This is a genomic window from Streptomyces sp. JN8, assembly GCF_055808075.1.
In genome coordinates, this window is the sequence record NZ_CM147852.1 from 4,855,883 (window position 1) to 4,873,114 (window position 17,232).

Annotated in this window: 15 protein-coding genes; 10 read left to right on the plus strand and 5 right to left on the minus strand. The window is 72.6% G+C overall.

Annotated elements, in window-relative coordinates; genetic code table 11:
- Window positions 1-2 precede the first annotated feature (2 nt).
- On the minus strand, window positions 3-722 hold the full coding sequence (locus ACY0MR_RS21500) for a sirohydrochlorin chelatase (RefSeq protein ID WP_473554753.1): 720 nt from the start codon (window positions 720-722) through the stop codon (window positions 3-5).
- A 620-nt stretch (window positions 723-1,342) separates the two neighbouring features.
- Between ACY0MR_RS21500 and nirB the strand changes: the two genes are divergently transcribed.
- The 10 genes from nirB to ACY0MR_RS21550 all read left to right on the plus strand — a co-directional run bounded on the left by nirB (window position 1,343) and on the right by ACY0MR_RS21550 (window position 14,604).
- Window positions 1,343-4,120 (plus strand): nitrite reductase large subunit NirB, encoded by a 2,778-nt coding sequence (gene nirB / locus ACY0MR_RS21505; RefSeq protein ID WP_473554756.1) that lies wholly within the window; start codon window positions 1,343-1,345, stop codon window positions 4,118-4,120.
- A gap of 149 nt (window positions 4,121-4,269) precedes the next feature.
- Window positions 4,270-5,694: a NarK family nitrate/nitrite MFS transporter gene (locus tag ACY0MR_RS21510; protein ID WP_392866179.1), complete on the plus strand. Its 1,425-nt coding sequence runs from the start codon at window positions 4,270-4,272 to the stop codon at window positions 5,692-5,694.
- A gap of 166 nt (window positions 5,695-5,860) precedes the next feature.
- On the plus strand, window positions 5,861-8,131 hold the full coding sequence (pflB, locus tag ACY0MR_RS21515; protein WP_473554758.1) for a formate C-acetyltransferase: 2,271 nt from the start codon (window positions 5,861-5,863) through the stop codon (window positions 8,129-8,131).
- 99 nt (window positions 8,132-8,230) lie between these two features.
- On the plus strand, window positions 8,231-9,049 hold the full coding sequence (gene pflA / locus ACY0MR_RS21520; RefSeq protein ID WP_473554761.1) for a pyruvate formate-lyase-activating protein: 819 nt from the start codon (window positions 8,231-8,233) through the stop codon (window positions 9,047-9,049).
- Window positions 9,050-9,149: 100 nt separating this feature from the next.
- The gene (locus tag ACY0MR_RS21525; protein WP_392866183.1) at window positions 9,150-10,298 is read left to right on the plus strand and encodes an MFS transporter; all 1,149 of its coding nucleotides are present in this window, start codon (window positions 9,150-9,152) and stop codon (window positions 10,296-10,298) included.
- Window positions 10,295-12,607 carry a molybdopterin oxidoreductase family protein gene (locus ACY0MR_RS21530; RefSeq protein WP_388806258.1) on the plus strand — a complete coding sequence of 771 codons (2,313 nt, stop codon included), beginning with the start codon at window positions 10,295-10,297 and terminating at the stop codon, window positions 12,605-12,607. The genes ACY0MR_RS21525 and ACY0MR_RS21530 overlap by 4 nt, the downstream gene beginning before the upstream one ends.
- Before the next feature lie 7 nt (window positions 12,608-12,614).
- Entirely contained in the window at window positions 12,615-13,214 is a 600-nt protein-coding gene (locus tag ACY0MR_RS21535) for a 4Fe-4S dicluster domain-containing protein (protein ID WP_361857161.1), read from the plus strand.
- A complete protein-coding gene (locus tag ACY0MR_RS21540; RefSeq protein WP_361857163.1) occupies window positions 13,211-13,870 on the plus strand; it encodes a QcrA and Rieske domain-containing protein in 660 nt (219 codons plus the stop codon). The genes ACY0MR_RS21535 and ACY0MR_RS21540 overlap by 4 nt, the downstream gene beginning before the upstream one ends.
- A complete protein-coding gene (locus tag ACY0MR_RS21545) occupies window positions 13,867-14,307 on the plus strand; it encodes a hypothetical protein (protein WP_388806255.1) in 441 nt (146 codons plus the stop codon). The genes ACY0MR_RS21540 and ACY0MR_RS21545 overlap by 4 nt, the downstream gene beginning before the upstream one ends.
- A gap of 78 nt (window positions 14,308-14,385) precedes the next feature.
- Window positions 14,386-14,604 (plus strand): hypothetical protein, encoded by a 219-nt coding sequence (locus ACY0MR_RS21550; RefSeq protein ID WP_392866186.1) that lies wholly within the window; start codon window positions 14,386-14,388, stop codon window positions 14,602-14,604.
- A 19-nt stretch (window positions 14,605-14,623) separates the two neighbouring features.
- Here the strand turns inward: ACY0MR_RS21550 and mscL are convergent, their stop codons facing one another.
- The 4 genes from mscL to ACY0MR_RS21570 form a co-directional block, all read right to left on the minus strand.
- A complete protein-coding gene (mscL, locus tag ACY0MR_RS21555; protein WP_361857172.1) occupies window positions 14,624-15,154 on the minus strand; it encodes a large conductance mechanosensitive channel protein MscL in 531 nt (176 codons plus the stop codon).
- 114 nt (window positions 15,155-15,268) lie between these two features.
- Window positions 15,269-15,802, minus strand: coding sequence for a hypothetical protein (locus ACY0MR_RS21560; protein WP_388806249.1), 534 nt, complete (start codon window positions 15,800-15,802; stop codon window positions 15,269-15,271).
- A 146-nt stretch (window positions 15,803-15,948) separates the two neighbouring features.
- Window positions 15,949-16,794 carry an S-methyl-5'-thioadenosine phosphorylase gene (locus ACY0MR_RS21565; protein WP_388806247.1) on the minus strand — a complete coding sequence of 282 codons (846 nt, stop codon included), beginning with the start codon at window positions 16,792-16,794 and terminating at the stop codon, window positions 15,949-15,951.
- 108 nt (window positions 16,795-16,902) lie between these two features.
- Window positions 16,903-17,232, minus strand: coding sequence for an FmdB family zinc ribbon protein (locus ACY0MR_RS21570; protein WP_388806245.1), 330 nt, complete (start codon window positions 17,230-17,232; stop codon window positions 16,903-16,905).

A 17,232-nucleotide genomic window follows, 5' to 3' on the forward strand; every position in this document is an offset into this window, starting at 1 on the left:
CATCAGAGCGGAAGGGCCTCCGGCCCGCATGCCACGCGCATCGGGACCCGCGCCGCCTCCGCGTACCGCCCGGCCACGAGCCGCGCCACGCGCGCGTGGTCGGCGATCGGGTCGGCGACCGTCCACGTGCCGGGGACCGCGGCCAGCGCGCGCGTGAACCGGCCCGGCGCGAGGAGGTGGGCGACCACCGCGACCCGGCGGAAGCCGCGAGCGCGCAGCAGCGCGACCGCCTCCGCCGGTGCCGGGGTGCGCGCCGAGCAGTACGCGGCCGTCACCGGCACCGGAAGGAGCAGGCCCAGCTGCCGGACCGCCGTCAGGGTGCCGCCGTCCCCGCCCGGCCGCGACGACCCCGCGCCGGCGACGACCACCGCGTCCGCCGCGCCCCCGGTCGCCCGTTCGGCGGCCCGCAGCCGGTCGTACAGGGCGAGCGCGACCGCGGGCTCGCCGCTCAGCCCGCGCGTCACCGTGCAGTCGAGGGGGCGGGCGACGGTCGGGATGTCGACGGTGCGGTGGTAGCCGTCGCCGAGGAGCAGCGGCACGACCACCGCACCCGGCCGCTCCGCGAGGACGCACGCGAGGGAGGGCGCCTGGTGGTCGAGGTGCCCGACGGCGACGGGTCCGCCGGTCAGTCCGCGCACGGCCTCGGCGAGCCGGGCGATCGTCGCGCCCGCCGCCGGAACGGTGCTCCCGTGCACCGCGAGGACCAGGTCGCGTGCCGTCATACGTGCCTCCACCCGCCCCCGGTCGTGCGGTCGGTGAGTCTCCCGTGTCCGTCGGGGCCGTGCGACGGTTCGGGGTGTTCCGTGTCCGTCGGGGGCCGCGCGACGGTGTCGTGCGTCGGCGCGGCCCCACCCGTTCACGCTAAGCCCGCGCCGCAGCCCTGCGGCCGCGCCGTTCGGCCCCGGCCGCAGGGTCCCAAGTCCCGGATTCTCGGGCCCTTCACGGCCCGACATGCCCACCCGCCGCCCCTACGGTCGGAGAAGAACACACCCGGTCACGAGCCGGTCGCGAGCCGGTCGCGCCCGGAAGGAGACCAGTGAGCGAGGCGGTCGCCCGCCTCGGGAGGGACCCGTACGCGAGGCGGTCGCCCGTCTCGGGAGGGACCCGTACGCGCACCGGTCGCCCGCCTCGGGAGGGACCCGTACGCGCACCGGTCGCCCGGACGCGCCCGGCCCCGCCCCCGGGCAGCCGCCCGCGAGCCGACCGTCGGCCCGCCGGGCAGCCGCCCGCACGCGAGCCGACCGCCCGCCCCCGGGCAGCCGCCCCCCCGCCCGTCCCCGTACCGCCCCGCCCGCCCGCGCACCCACCCACCCACCCACCCGAACCCCCCCCGGAGACCGCCATGGCCGCCCAGCGGACGCAGAACCTCGTGCTCATCGGCCACGGCATGGTCGGCCACCGTCTCCTGGAGGCGCTGGCCGAGCGCGGCGCGCTCGCCGACCCGGCCGCCCCCGGCGGTCCCGGTTGGCGGGTCACGGTGCTCGCGGAGGAGGACGTGCCCGCCTACGACCGGGTCCACCTGTCCTCCGTCTTCACCGGCACCGACCCCGGCCGACTCGGCCTCTCCACCCCCGAGTTCCTCACCGGCCACGGCATCGACCTGCGGCTCGGCGACCCCGCCGAGCACATCGACCCGGCCGCCCGCACGGTCGCCACCACCTCCGGCGCGGTCGTCCCCTACGACGCCCTGGTCCTGGCGACCGGCTCGTACCCCTTCGTGCCGCCGATCCCCGGCGCCGACGCCCACGGCTGCTTCACGTACCGCACGCTGTACGACGTCGACGCCCTCAGCCGGTACGCCGAGCAGGCCCGGACCGGTGTCGTCATCGGCGGCGGCCTCCTCGGCCTGGAGGCCGCCGGGGCGCTGCGCACCCTCGGACTCGCCACGCACGTCGTCGAGTTCGCCCCCCGGCTCATGCCGCTCCAGGTCGACGACGGAGGCGCGGCGGCCCTGCGCGCGACCATCGAGTCCCTGGGGGTGTCCGTGCACACCGGCGTCGGAGCCGCCGAGGTCGAGACGGACGCCGACGGACGGGCCCGTCGGCTGAGGCTGTCGGACGGCGCACGGCTCCCCGCCGACGTGGTCGTCTTCTCCGCCGGGGTGCGGCCGCGCGACCGGCTCGCCCGCGAGGCGGGACTCGCGGTCGGCGACCGCGGGGGAGTGGCCGTGGACGAACGCTGCCGGACCACCGACCCGTACGTGTACGCGATCGGCGAGTGCGCGCAGACCTCCGACGGCCGGGTGTACGGCCTGGTCGCCCCCGGCTACCAGATGGCGGAGACGGTCGCCGACCAGCTCGCGGGCTCCGGCGCGACGCTCTTCACCGGCGCCGACACCTCCACCAAGCTGAAACTGCTCGGCGCGGACGTGGCCTCCTTCGGCGACCCCTTCGCCGACGGCCGGGACGGCGGGCCGCGGGCCACCGAGATCGTGTTCTCGGACGGGCGCGAGGGCGTCTACAAGAAGCTGCTGCTCGGCCCCGACGGACAGCTCCTCGGCGGCATCCTCGTCGGCGACGCCGAGGCGTACGGCTCCCTCAAGCCGCACGCCGGCCGCCGACTGCCCGGCCCGCCCGAGGCGTTCCTGCTCCCCGCCGGCGCGGCGGGCGCGGAGCCGCCCGGCGCCGAGGCGCTGCCCGACGACGCCGTCGTCTGCTCCTGCCACAACGTGACCAAGGGAGCGGTGGCCGAGGCGATCGCCGAGCACGGGCTGACCGACGTCGGCGGCGTCAAGCGCTGCACCAGGGCCGGCACGGGCTGCGGCGGCTGCGTGAACACCCTCCAGGCCGTCCTCGACGCCTCGGGCGTGGCGCGGTCCCGCGGCCTGTGCGAGCACTTCCCCGAGCTGTCCCGCCCCGAGATCTACGCACTGATCCGCGCCGAGCACATCCGCTCGTACACCGAGCTGGCGGAGCGGTACGGCTCCGGAGGCGCGGGCTGCGCCGTCTGCAAGCCCGTCGTCGCCAACGTCCTCGGCACCCTCGCCCCCGAACTGGGCCTGCGGCACGTCCTCGACGGCGAGCAGGCCGCGCTCCAGGACTCCAACGACCTCTTCCTCGCCAACCTGCAGAAGGACGGCACCTATTCGGTCGTGCCGCGCGTCCCGGGCGGCGAGATCACCGCCGGCCAGCTCATCGCGATCGGCGAGGTGGCCCGCGACCACGGCCTCTACAGCAAGATCACCGGAGGGCAGCGGATCGACCTCTTCGGCGCCCGGAAGGAGGAGCTCCCCGTCATCTGGCGCCGGCTGCTCGCGGCGGGCTTCGAGTCCGGGCAGGCCTACGGGAAGTCCCTGCGCACGGTCAAGTCCTGTGTCGGGTCCCGGTTCTGCCGCTTCGGGCAGGGCGACTCGGTGCAGCTCGCGATCGACCTGGAGCTCCGTTACCGGGGCCTGCGGGCCCCGCACAAGATCAAGGGCGGGGTCTCCGGCTGCCTGCGCGAGTGCGCGGAGGCGCGCGGCAAGGACATCGGCGTGATCGCCACCGCCGGCGGCTGGAACCTGTACGTCTGCGGCAACGGCGGCACCCGCCCCCGGCACGCCGACCTCCTCGCCTCCGACCTGACGGCCGCCGCGCTCTTCACGCTGGTCGACCGGTTCCTCATGTACTACGTACGGACCGGGGAGCGCCTGGAGCGCACCTCGGCGTGGCTGGAGCGGATCGCCGGCGGGGGCGACGGTCCGGGGCACCTCCGGGAGGTCCTGGTCGAGGACTCGCTCGGGATCTGCGCGGAGCTGGAGGCGCAGATGGACCGGCACGTGGCGGCCTATCGCGACGAGTGGCGGGCCGTCCTCGACGACCCGGCGGCCCTGGCGCGCTTCGAGCCGCACGTGGCCGGGGTGGAGTTCCTGGAGCCCGGCCGCGGCCGGGCCGCGGTCCTCGCGGACGGCACGGAGGCCGCGCTGTTCCGGGACGGGGACGGGACGGTGTACGCGGTGGGCAACCGGGACCCGTTCTCGGGTGCCGACGTCATCGCGGACGGGATCATGGGCAGCCGGGACGGGGTGCCGGTGGTGGCGTCGCCCCTGCACAAGCAGGAGTTCGACCTGCGGACCGGTGCCTGCCTCGACGATCCGGCGGTGGCCCTCCCGGTCCTTCCGCTGCCCACGACCCGGCCCTGACGGGCCCCGGGCCCTGTCGTAGGGCCCGTGCGCGGCCCGACCTTGGCCCTCCGGTCCGGCGACCATCGGCACTGACCCGGCCCGGGGGGCGCGGCGCAGCCTGGAAGGGCAAGGAAGTCCCCGAACGCCAGGGAAGTCAGGGAAGCGCCATGAGTTCCGTAGTCCAGGACAGCAGAAGGACGGACGGCGACACCGCCGTCTCGTACGACACGGAGCAGTACCGTCCCGGCAGGCCGATCACGGACTGGGAGCCGGAGAACGAGCTCTTCTGGAAGTCGATCGGACGGAAGGTCGCGAACCGCAACCTGTGGATCGCCGTGCCGGCGCTGCTGGTGGCGTTCGTCGTCTGGCAGGTCTGGTCGGTCACCGCGACGAACCTGAAGGACGTCGGCTTCGGCTTCTCCACCTCCCAGCTGTTCTGGCTGACGGCCATCCCCGGTCTGACCGGCGGCACGGCCCGGATCCTCTACACCTTCCTCGGCCCGATGGTCGGGCAGCGCCGCTTCACCGCCCTGTCGACGGTCGTGCTGATCGTGCCGCTGATCTGGCTCGGCGTCGCCATCCAGGACCCGACGACCCCGTACTCCGTGATGGTCGCCATCGCCGCCCTCTGCGGCATCGGCGGCGCGAACTTCGCCTCCTCCCTCGCCAACATCGGCTTCTTCTTCCCCAAGGCGAAGAAGGGCAGCGCGACCGGCATCAACGGCGGCCTGGGCAACCTCGGCGTCTCCGTGGTGCAGCTGCTGACCCCGATCGTCATCACCTGGTCGACCATCGCGATCGGCTCGGCCCAGCACAAGGCCGACGGCACCCCCGTGTACCTGCAGAACGCCGCCTTCCTCTGGGTCCCGGTCCTGCTGGTCCTCGCGGCCGTCGCCTGGTTCGGGCAGAACGACCTGAAGGTCGCCTCGACCCCGTTCAAGCAGCAGAAGGTCATCTTCAGGCGGAAGCACAACTGGTTGATGACCTGGCTGTACGTCGGCACCTTCGGCTCCTTCATCGGCTTCGCCGCCGCCCTGCCGATGCTGATCAAGACCACCTTCCCGGACTACTCGATCGCCACCTACGCCTGGATGGGCCCCGCCGTGGGCGCGCTCGCCCGCTGGGGCGGCGGCTGGATCGCCGACCGGTGGGGCGGCGCCCGGGTCACCATCTTGTCCTTCGTGGGCATGGCCGCGGCGATCATCGGCGTGATCGAGTTCCTGCCCTCGGGCAGTGACGGCGGCTCGTTCTACGGCTTCTTCCTCTGCTTCCTCGCCGCCTTCTTCTTCTCCGGAATCGGCAACGGCTCGACCTTCCGCCAGATCCCGGTCATCTTCCGGGGAACCCACCTCAAGGGCCTTGAGGAAGGCACCCCGGAATACGACAGGGCGCTGAAGCAGGCGGAGATGGAGTCCGGCGCCGTCACCGGATTCACCTCGGCCATCGCGGCCTACGGCTTCTTCTTCATCCCGGCCCTGTTCGGCTCGGTGGCCGTGACCAGCGCGATGTGGGGATTCGTCGCCTTCTACATCAGCTGCATGGTCGTGACCTGGTGGTTCTACGCCCGGAAGAGCGCCGAGGCCCCCAGCTGAGGCACCCCGCAGAAAGACCCCGCCCGGCGGGGTCTTTTTACGTACCCGGAACAGGACCTAAGGCCGTCCGGAGGTGACCATTGCCGACCGAAATGATCGATCAGAAGAGGTGCAATGGAGACAGGCAGAAACGCGACCGAATGAATCGAAGAAGGCGGTGCGGGCAGTGACTGCGACCCCTGCTGAAGCAACGGTGAACGAGCGGGCCTGGAAGGGCTTCAAGGGCGGACTGTGGCGCGACGCCGTCGACGTCCGCGACTTCATCCAGCAGAACTACACGCCGTACGAGGGCGACGACTCCTTCCTGGCCGGACCCACCGAGCGGACCACCGCCGTGTGGAAGGCCATCACCGACCGGTTCCCCGAGGAGCGCGCCAAGGGCGTCTACGACGTCTCGTACGACGTCCCCTCGACCATCACCGCCCACGCCCCCGGATACATCGACCGGGACCGGGAGCTGATCGTCGGCCTCCAGACCGACGCCCCGCTCAAGCGCGCGATCATGCCCTACGGCGGCTGGCGCATGGTCGCCGGAGCCCTGGAGACCTACGGCTACCCGGTCTCCGAGGACCTCGAGAAGATCTTCACCGAGTACCGCAAGACCCACAACGCCGGCGTCTTCGACGCCTACACCCCGGAGATCCGCGCCGCCCGCAAGGCCGGCGTCGTCACGGGACTCCCCGACGCCTACGGACGCGGCCGCATCATCGGCGACTACCGTCGCGTCGCCCTCTACGGCGTCGACCGGCTCGTCGAGGTCAAGCGGGAGGAGAAGGCGGAACTCGACGCGCTCCCCGCCGGGCGCCGCTCGATCGAGGAGACGATCCGGCTGCGCGAGGAACTCGCCGAGCAGATCCGCGCCCTGGGCGAACTCAAGGCGATGGCCGCCTCCTACGGCCACGACGTCTCCGGCCCCGCCACCACCGGCCACGAGGCCGTCCAGTGGCTCTACTTCGCCTACCTCGCCGCCGTGAAGGAGCAGAACGGCGCCGCGATGTCCCTCGGCCGCACCTCCACCTTCCTCGACGTCTACCTCCAGCGCGACATCGAGGCCGGCCTCCTCACCGAGGAGCAGGCGCAGGAACTCGTCGACGACTTCATCGTCAAGCTCCGCATCGTCCGCTTCCTGCGGACCCCGGAGTACGACCAGGGCTTCTCCGGCGACCCGACCTGGGTCACCGAGTCCCTCGCCGGCATGGGCGAGGACGGCCGCCCGCTCGTCACCCGGACCTCCTTCCGGTACCTCCAGACCCTCTACAACCTCGGCCCGGCGCCCGAGCCGAACATGACCGTCTTCTGGTCGCCGCGCCTCCCGCGGGGCTTCAAGGAGTTCTGCGCGAGGGTCTCCATCGACACCTCCTCCGTCCAGTACGAGTCGGACGAGCTGATGCGCCCCCGCTTCGGCGACGACACCGCCATCGCCTGCTGCGTCTCCGCGATGCCGGTCGGCAAGCAGATGCAGTTCTTCGGCGCCCGTGTGAACCTCGCCAAGACCCTCCTGTACGCGATCAACGGCGGCCGGGACGAGAAGTCCGGCGCCCAGGTCGGCCCCGACACCGGCGCCCTCACCTCCGACGTCCTCGACCACGACGAGGTCATGGCCAGGTTCGACGAGCAGATGGAGTGGCTCGCGCGGGTCTACGTCCACTCGCTGAACGTCATCCACTTCATGCACGACAAGTACGCCTACGAGCGCATCGAGATGGCGCTCCACGACCGCGACGTGCGCCGCACCATGGCCTTCGGCATCGCCGGCCTCTCGGTCGCCGTCGACTCGCTGGCCGCCATCAAGTACGCCAGGGTCACGGTCCACCGCGACGAGACCGGCCTCGCCACCGACTACACCGTCGAGGGCGACTACCCGGCCTACGGCAACAACGACGACCGGGCGGACGAGATCGCGGTCTGGCTGGTCGAGGAGTTCATGCGGAAGGTGCGCAAGCACCCCACCTACCGCGACGCCGAGCACACCCAGTCCGTCCTGACCATCACCTCCAACGTCGTCTACGGCAGGAAGACCGGCAACACCCCCGACGGGCGCCGCGCCGGAGAGCCCTTCGCCCCGGGCGCCAACCCGATGAACGGCCGCGACACCCACGGCTACGTGGCCTCGGCCCTGTCGGTCGCCAAGCTCCCCTACGAGGACGCCGAGGACGGCATCTCGCTGACCAACACCGTCACCCCCGACGGCCTGGGCCGCACCCCCGAGGAGCGGATCGGGAACCTCGCGGGCATCCTCGACGGCTACATGGCCAGCGACGGCTTCCACATGAACGTGAACGTCCTCAACCGGGACACGCTCATGGACGCCATGGAGCACCCGGAGGACTACCCGCAGCTGACCATCCGGGTCTCCGGCTACGCGGTCAACTTCGTACGGCTCACCCGCGAGCAGCAGCTCGACGTCCTGAACCGCACCTTCCACGGCTCGCTGTAGGCGGCCCCTCCCCGCGCCCGGGGCCGGTGGCCCTCACCGCCGGCCCCGGGGCCGCACCCCTCCGCACCGCCCGAAGGCCCCTCCGAAGGAGGCCCCGCCATGACAAGCCTCGCCCTCGCCCCCACGACCCCGGCGGCCGCCCCGGGGTCCCCGGCGGCCACCCCGGCCGCCGCCGCGACCCAGCGCCCCTCCGAGGGCTCGGTCCACTCCTGGGACCTGTCCACCGGCGTCGACGGACCCGGCACCCGCTTCGTCACCTTCCTCTCGGGCTGCCCCCTCACCTGCCTCTACTGCCACAACCCCGACACCTGGCGGATGCGCAACGGCCGGCGCACCTCCGCCGACGCCGTGATCGCCGAGGCGGGCAAGTACGTCCGCTTCATCTCCGCCTCCGGAGGCGGCGCCACCGTCTCCGGCGGCGAACCCCTCCTCCAGCCCGTCTTCACCGGCGAGCTGCTGCACCGGCTCAAGCACGAGCTCGGCCTGCACACCGCCCTCGACACCTCGGGCTTCCTGGGCGTCCGCGCCACCGACGCGCTGCTGCGCGACACCGACCTGGTGCTGCTCGACATCAAGGCCTGGGACCCCGACACGTACCGCAAGGTCACCGGCCGGCCGCTCGCGCCGACCCTCGACTTCGCCAGGCGTCTCGCCGACCTCGGCCAGGACGTCCACGTCCGCTTCGTCCTCGTCCCGGGCCTCACCGACGACCCGGCCGACGTGGAGGGCGTCGCCGCCTTCGCCGGGGGTCTCGGCAACGTCTCCCGCGTCGACGTCCTCCCCTTCCACAAGCTCGGCGAAGCGAAATGGCAGGCACTCGCCATGCCGTTCACCCTGCACGACACGCCGTCCCCGACCCCCGAGCGGGTCGCCGAGGTGCGCGAGGTCTTCCGCGCCCACGGCCTGAACGCCGTCTGAGGCGACCGGACCCCACCGGCCCGACCCGTCCGGGCGACGCCCTCACTCCAGGGCCGTGCAAAACAGGGCAGAACGACACATAGGGCCTTACCGTGGCCGCGTGACCGAGCCACCGCAGACCGCCGAGCCGACACCACCTCCGGGCGATCCCACACCGGGCGCCCCCGTCCCCGGCGGCCCCGCACCGGGAGACCCGGCCGACGGCCTCCCCCCGCAGACCCCGGCCGCCGTGCGCCGCCGGGCCTCCCTCGCGGGCGCCGTCGTCTCCGTCCTGCTGATCCTCGCGATCGTCTTCGGCAGCCGCCTGCTCCGCGACTTCGACTCGGCCCTGCTGCCCTACGCCGTCGCCACCGTCTTCCTCGCCTTCGGCGTCGCCTACCGCTACACCGTCTGGATCTCGGCCCCCGGCGCCCGCCGCCTCTTCCACAAGGGCTGGGGCTCCTTCTTCTCCGTCGCCAACTTCCGCCGGGCACCCACCGCGGTGCCGAAGATGATCGCCACCTACCTCGGCTTCCAGAAGTTCCTCGGCGCCCGCTCACACGCCCGCTGGGCCGCCCACCAGCTCATCTTCTGGGGCTGCCTGCTCGCCGCCGCGATCACCTTCCCCCTCACCTGGGGCTGGTTCACCTTCACCTCCGCCACCGGCGCGGGCCCCGGCTACGAGATGCGGATCTGGGGATTCAAGATCATCGGCTTCGACGCCCTCAGCGTCGTCGGCTGGCTCATGTTCCACGGCCTCGACATCGCCGCCGTCCTGGTCATCCCCGGCGCCGGCTACTTCCTCTGGCGCCGCATGAAGGACCGCGGCGCCATCACCGGCCAGCGCTTCGCCTACGACCTCGTCCCGCTGCTCGCCCTCATCGTCATCTCGGTGACCGGGCTGCTGCTCACCTTCTCGTCGATCTTCCTGCACGGCGGAGGCTACGAGTTCCTCGCGATCCTCCACATGGTGTCGGTCGTCTTCACCCTCATCTACATCCCCTTCGGGAAGTTCTTCCACATCGTCCAGCGGCCCGCCGCCGTCGGCATGCAGCTCTTCAAGTACACCGCCCGCCGCAAGGACGAGGAGGTGCTCGCCTGCCGCCGCTGCCACGAGCCCATCGACACCGCCCCGTACGTCGAGAACCTCAAGGGCACCATGCGCGACCTCGACCTCGGCTTCGACGACTGGGCCGAGTACTGCCCCCGCTGCAAGCGCGTCCTGCGCGGCAACGCCTACCTCGACCACGTGAAGAAGGGGTTCAAGTGACCGCGACCGACCCCCGCCGGGAGCTGCCGCTCGATCCCTCCCTCGCCCCGCCCGGCACCCGTAACTTCCGTGACGCCGGCGGCATCCCCGCAGACCGCTGGCACGCCGACCAGAACGGCGAGACCCTCGTCCCCACGCACTGCTGCTTCTGCGGCGTCCAGTGCGGCATGTACCTCCGCGTCGATCACGCCGGCAAGGTCTTCGGCGTCGAACCCCGCAACCACGACATCAACCGGATGCGGCTCTGCCCCAAGGGCATCAACGCCTACCAGCAGGTCAACCACCCCGACCGGCTCACCGCGCCCCTCATGCGCCGCAACCGCGACGAGGAGTTCCGCGAGGTCAGCTGGGACGAGGCGCTCGACCACACCGTCGCCGAGATCCGCCGCATCCAGGGCGAGTACGGCAACGACGCCTTCGGGCTCCTCGGCGGCGCGAGCCTCTTCTCCGAGAAGACCTATCTCGTCGGCAAGTTCGCCAGGACCGCGCTCCGGACCCGGCACGTCGACTACAACGGCCGCCTCTGCATGGTCTCCGCCGCCGGTGCCAACAAGCTCGCCTTCGGCATCGACCGGGCCGGCAACCCCTTCTCCGACATCCTCCTCACCGAGTGCCTCCTCATCGCCGGGTCCAACGTCGGCGAGTGCTTCCCCGTCATGACCCAGTACCTGTGGGGAGCCCGCGACCGGGGCGCCACCCTCATCGTCGTCGACCCGCGCGAGACCGCGATCGCCCGCACCGCCGACGTCCACGTCGCCCTCAAGCCGGGCACCGACTCCGCCTTCTTCAACGCGGTCCTCCACGTCGTCGTCGCCGAGGGCCTCGCCGACGAGGCCTACCTCGCCGCCCACGCCACCGGCTGGGAGGCGGTCAAGGAGACCGTCGCCGCGTACCCGCCGGCCCGGTCCGCCGAGATCTGCGGCGTCCCCGCGGAGCAGATCGTCCAGGTCGCCCGGATGTTCGCCGGCGCGGACCGGGCCATGGCCTGGCACGCCCGCGGCGTCGAGCACCACTCCCAGGGCGTCGAGAACTGCCTCAGCATCATCAACCTGTGCGTCGCCGCCGGGCACATCGGCCGGCCCGGCGCCGGCTACGGCACCATCACCGGCCAGGGCAACGGCCAGGGCGGCCGCGAGCACGGCCAGAAGTCCGACCTCCTCCCCGGCGGCCGCTCGATCACCAACCCCGAGCACCGCCGCCAGATCTGCGAGATCTGGGGCATCGACGAGGCCGATCTCCCGCTCGCCGGCACCTCCATGATGGAGATGGTCTGGCAGATGCAGCGCAAGGAGATCCGCGGACTGATCGGGATCTGCAACAACCCCTTCGTCTCCCTCCCGAACTACGCCACCGTCAAGGACGGCTACGACACCCTCGAATTCCACGCCCAGTTCGACTTCTTCCTCTCCGAGACCGCCGCCAACGCGCACGTGGTCTTCCCCGTCACCGTGTGGGCCGAGGACGACGGCGTCATGGCCAACGCCGAGGCCCGGGTCGTCAAGCACAACAAGGCGCAGGAGCCCCCGGCCGGGGTCCGCACCGACACCTGGGTGATCTGCGAACTCGCCCGGCGGCTCGGCGCGGGGGACAAGTTCGACTTCCCCGACTCCCGCTCCGTCTTCGAGGAACTCCGCATCGCCTCCGCCGGCACCGTCAACGACTACTACGGCATCACCTACGAGCGCCTGGAGGAGACCGGCGGCATCGCCTGGCCCTGCCCCGGCACCGACCACCCCGGCACCCCCCGCCTCTTCGAGAACGGCCGCACCTACCACCCCGACGGCAAGATCCACCTGCAGGTCGTCGAATGGCACCCGCCCATGGACCCGTACAGCGAGGAGTTCCCGCTCTCGCTGACCACCGGCCGCACCGTCGCCCACTTCCTCTCCGGCAACCAGACCCGCCGCCTGGGCGCCCTCGTCGAGCAGACCCCCCGCCCCTGGGTCGAGGTCCACCCCTCCCACGGCTTCCGCAACGGAGACCCCGTCCGGGTCGTCACCCGCCGCGGCAGCGAGGTCTTCCCCGCCCTCGTCACCGAGGCCATCCGCCCCGACACCGTCTTCGTCCCGTACCACTGGCCGGTCCCCACCGCGGCCAACGCCCTCACCATCGACGCCCTCGACCCCCGCTCCAAGATCCCGGAGTACAAGGTCTGCGCCGCCCGCATCGAGGCCGCCCCGCGGATCGACGAGGTGCCCGCACCCCCCACCGCACCCGGCCACCAGGCCTACCCCGAGACCCAGGTGTCCCGTACCGACCCGCTGCCCCCCACCTCCCCCCAGGGGCGCGGCACCGCGGAGAGGAGCTGACCCGCACATGATGGGCCGCACGATCTTCATCGACCCGGGCCGCTGCATCGGCTGCCAGGCCTGCGTCTCCGCCTGCCGCGAATGCGACTCCCACCGCGGCAAGTCGATGATCCACCTCGACTACCCCGACGAGGGCCACTCCGTCGCCTCCCTCCCCACCGTCTGCATGCACTGCGAGGACCCCGTCGCCCCCTGCGCCGAGGTGTGCCCCGCCGACGCGATCCTCGTCACCGCCGACGGCGTCGTGCAGCAGGCCGACACCACCCGCTGCATCGGCTGCGCCAACTGCGTCAACGCCTGCCCCTTCGGCGTCCCCAAGATCGACCTCCAGGCGAAGCTCCAGATGAAGTGCAACCTCTGCTACGACCGCACCGCCTACGGCCTCGCCCCGATGTGCGCCACCGTCTGCCCCACCGGCGCCCTCTTCTACGGAACGCTCGAAGAGCTGCGGGCCGAGCGCCCCGGCGTCCAGGTCGCCGACTCCTTCACCTTCGGCTCCACGACCGTCTCCACCGGCGTGGCGATGGTCGTTCCCGCGGACAAGGTCCAGTGGCCGGTCCCCGGCGGCCTCCCCGTCGTCGAGATCAATGGAAGGGATGTCCGTTGAGCGTCACCGACCCCGAGCGGCCCGCGTCGGACCCCCACTCCGACGCGGCCCAGGAAGCGCTCCACGACCGGATCGCCGCCGACTCCCTCACCACCCGCCGCGACTACCTGCGGATCGTCGCCACCGTCTCCGGCGGCCTCGCCGTCGGCGGTGTCGCCGTCGCCGCCGGCATCCTGCACCGGCACGGCGACGGTGACGGGGCCCCCGAGCCCAAGAAGATCGCGGACGGGCTCCTGCCCGGGGAGTCCCTCGCCTTCCGCTACCCCGGCTCCGAGGACCGCGCGGTCGCTGTCCGCCTGGAGGACGGCACGCTCGCCGGCTACTCCGCGGTCTGCACCCACCTGGCCTGCGCCGTGCTCTGGCGCAAGGAGCGCGGGAGCGAGGGCGAGCTGTACTGCCCCTGCCACGAGGGCGTGTTCGACGCCCGTACGGGGGAGGTCACGGCCGGTCCGCCGCCGCGGGGCCTGCCCAAGGTGGTGCTGGTGGAGGAGACCGACGGGAGCGTCTGGGCGATCGGCACGGCCCGCTCGGGCGAGAGCGCCCGCGAGGGCCTCTGCCGTCAGCTGGCCGACGACCGTCCCGAACTGGCCGACCGGCTGGGCTGTCCCGGCGCCTCGGCGCGGGGCACGGCGCCGCAGAGGAGTGAGCGCACATGACCGAGGAGGCCTTCCCCCGCGACCCGGAGGCCCCGGAGCCGCCGAAGCGCCCCGCCGCCCCCGGCTCCCCGACCGCGCCGGACGGCCCGCGGCCGCCGGCGTACACCCCGGGCAGTGCGCAGCCGCGGCTGAACCGCCCGGTGCGCGAGCGGTATCCGCAGATCCGTCCCACCAGCGGGTACGGAGATCCCCGGATCACCCGCACCGGGCCGGGGCCGGGAGCCGGCACGGAGCAGGAGCCGGAGCGCTCCTCGAAGCTGACGGCCCGCCTCACGCTGGCGCTGACGGTCGTCATCGGCCAGCTCTGGGGGCTGACGATCGTGGTGGACGAGTGGATGGCGGGGGACACCGGGACCGCGTGGTGGGGCGCGGGCTTCCTCTGCCTGTCGTTCCTGGTGGTGCTGGGGCTCTGGATGCTCGACCCGAAGGACCGCTGAGCGGGACGGGGCCGTGCGGGGCGGAGGGACCGCGGATCAGCGGGGTTCGGGGCGGGAGGCCGGGCGTACCCTGGGGGTATGAGCACCGCCCCCGCCCATGGACCGCGAGACGCGAAGCGGCCCGGTGTACGTCCCAGCCCCGAGAACAGTCCGAAGCCGGCACTCGTCTTCGACGATCCGCTGGACCAGCAGTCCGCGGACGACACGGACCGTGGATGGGGCGAGCGGCCTCCCGGCGGCGACAGCGCCGCCGACCTCGCGCGCTTCCTCGACGAGAAGCCGCCGCACCACCTCTGACTCCGGCACGGGGTGCCGGTCAGGAGGTGGGGTGCGTCCCCGTACCGCCGGAACCCGCACCGCCAGGACCCGTGCCCGTGCCCGTCCCGGGGCCCGCGACGGGGCCGCGCTGGGCGACCAGGTGGTCGCGGATCTCCTTGAGGACCTCCAGCTCGCTGATCTCCATGGTCTCGGCGACGCCCTCCTTGGCCTTGTCGTGCGCCGCGCGCTTCGCGAGGATCTTCGCCATCGGCAGGACCATGAGGAAGTAGACGACGGCCGCGGTGATCAGGAAGCTGAGGATCGCGCTGAGGACCAGGCCCCACTGGAGCTGGATGCCCTGCACCTCGCCGTTGACGACGGCGCAGGTGTCCTTGATGCAGGTCGAGTAGCTCTCCAGGTCCTTGGTGCCGAAGGCACCGACGATCGGGTTGATGATGCCCTTGACCACCGAGTTCACGATGTTGGTGAAGGCGGCACCGATCACGACGGCCACGGCCAGGTCGATCACGTTGCCACGCATCAGGAAGGCCTTGAAGCCCGCCAGCAAACTTTCCTTCTTCTCGGCCACCAAGGTGCCTTTCGTCGCTCGTGCTGCTGTGTGCCGTGCCATTAGGCCGCGAACGGAACAGAATCGTCCAATCCGTACACACGGAACGGTGAAGTGACAGGGTGTCAGTGCGAATCAGCACCATGCCACCGCGAGTTGCGAGGTGACACCGGCACCTGCCAGCGCGGTGGCCGCGGCGCGCGGCACGGATAGGACGACGAGCGCCCCTCCGTCGGCGCCGGTCGCGTCCGGCCGGGGGACCTCGGCGACCCGGGCGCCCGCGGCCACGACCCGGGCCCGGCCGTCGCCGCCGAGGTGCGGGCCGGGCGCGGCGATCACGTCGACCCGGTCGCCGGGGCGGAGCAGCCGTACGGTCGCGGCGTCGGCGATCCGCACCGGCGCGGACACCAGCCGGACGGCGACGGACGGCCGCACGGGCGCGGTGCCGGAGGCGGTCCGGTCGCCCGGGGGTGCCGCGGCGGCGCCGGACGGCGGGCCGCCGCCCGTCACGGCGAGGGCGGCCGCCACGAGGGCGAGGACGGTGGCGGGGGCCCACCGGCCGCGGCGCAGTGCCCTGCGCAGCCGGAGGCGGGGGCCGTGCACCCGCAGGGGCTCGAAGGGCGGCACCGCGCACGGAGCCGGAACGGGGGAAGGGAGGGTGCGGGTCATGGGAGGGTGCCGCCGTCCTGGTCGGGAAAGGGATCGGCTCCCACTCTCCGGCCCGCTCCGCTTCCCCGCTCCGGCCTGGGGACCGCCCACCGCCTGTGGACGACTCCCTCACCCTCCCGGGGGGTTGCGTTCCTCCGAGGGCCGGGTCAGGGCAGTTCGATCCCCAGGTTCCAGCCGTCGTGGGCGTGGGTGCACAGGCAGTCCCGGTCGACGGTCGCGGGCAGCGCGGCCACCGCGTCGAACAGCACCTCCCGCAGGCGGCCGACGTTCTCGCCGAACACCCGCAGCACCTCGGTGTGGGAGACGCCCTCGCCGGTCTCGGCGCCCGCGTCGAGGTCGGTGACGAGCGCGAGCGAGGTGTAGCAGAGGCCCAGTTCCCGGGCGAGGACGGCCTCGGGGTGGCCCGTCATGCCGACGACCGACCAGCCGGCCGCGGCGTGCCAGCGGGACTCGGCCCGGGTGGAGAAGCGGGGCCCCTCGATCACGACCATGGTGCCGCCGTCGACCGGCTCCCAGCCCTGCCCGCGGGCGGCCTTGACCGCGACCCGCCGCCCGTCGGGGCAGTACGGGTCGGCGAAGGTCACGTGGACGACGCGGGGCACGGCTCCGTCGGCCCGCCGCTCCCCGTCGAAGTAGGTCTGCGCGCGGGCCTTCGTACGGTCGACGAGCTGGTCGGGGACGACGAGGGTGCCCGGTCCGTACTCCTCGCGGAGTCCGCCGACGGCGCAGGGTCCGAGGATCTGCCGGACGCCGACGGAGCGCAGGGCCCAGAGGTTGGCGCGGTAGTTGATGCGGTGCGGCGGGACGCTGTGGCTCCGGCCGTGGCGGGGGAGGAAGGCGACCTGCCGGCCGGCGATCTCGCCGAGGAAGAGGGAGTCGCTGGGGCTGCCGTACGGGGTGTCGACGGTGACCTCCGTGACGTCCTCCAGGAAGGAGTAGAAGCCGGAGCCGCCGATCACGCCGATGTCCGCGTACGCGTGTGGGTTCGCCATGCCGGTCACCCTATGCGGGGTTCCGGGGAACGCCGAGGGCCCCGTCGTACGACGGGGCCCTGGCGAGGAACGTGCGGACCGCGCCCGGAGACGGGGCGGGCGCAGGGGTCAGGCGGCCGAGCTTCCGGTGCTCGACGAGGACGTCGAGGCGGAGGAGGTCGACGCGGCCGGCTTGGCGTCCGACGTCGAGGACGACGAGGAGGCGGCGGGGGTCGACGGGGTCGAGGACTTCGACGCGGCCGGCGAGCTGCTGGACGACGAGCCGCGGCTGTCGTTCCGGTAGAAGCCGGATCCCTTGAAGACGATGCCGACGGCCGAGAACACCTTCTTCAGGCGGCCCTTGCACTGGGGGCACTCGGTCAGCGCGTCATCGGTGAACTTCTGCACCGCCTCGAGGCCTTCGCCGCACTCGGTGCACTGGTACTGGTAGGTCGGCAC

Excerpts from the sequence above, each read along its gene's own strand:
- ACY0MR_RS21500 (WP_473554753.1), bottom strand. The coding sequence starts at position 722 with ATGACGGCACGCGACCTGGTCCTCGCGGTGCACGGGAGCACCGTTCCG.
- nirB (WP_473554756.1), top strand. The coding sequence starts at position 1,343 with ATGGCCGCCCAGCGGACGCAGAACCTCGTGCTCATCGGCCACGGCATG.
- ACY0MR_RS21510 (WP_392866179.1), top strand. The coding sequence starts at position 4,270 with ATGAGTTCCGTAGTCCAGGACAGCAGAAGGACGGACGGCGACACCGCC.
- pflA (WP_473554761.1), top strand. The coding sequence starts at position 8,231 with ATGACAAGCCTCGCCCTCGCCCCCACGACCCCGGCGGCCGCCCCGGGG.
- ACY0MR_RS21535 (WP_361857161.1), top strand. The coding sequence starts at position 12,615 with ATGATGGGCCGCACGATCTTCATCGACCCGGGCCGCTGCATCGGCTGC.
- ACY0MR_RS21545 (WP_388806255.1), top strand. The coding sequence starts at position 13,867 with ATGACCGAGGAGGCCTTCCCCCGCGACCCGGAGGCCCCGGAGCCGCCG.
- ACY0MR_RS21550 (WP_392866186.1), top strand. The coding sequence starts at position 14,386 with ATGAGCACCGCCCCCGCCCATGGACCGCGAGACGCGAAGCGGCCCGGT.
- ACY0MR_RS21560 (WP_388806249.1), bottom strand. The coding sequence starts at position 15,802 with ATGACCCGCACCCTCCCTTCCCCCGTTCCGGCTCCGTGCGCGGTGCCG.
- ACY0MR_RS21565 (WP_388806247.1), bottom strand. The coding sequence starts at position 16,794 with ATGGCGAACCCACACGCGTACGCGGACATCGGCGTGATCGGCGGCTCC.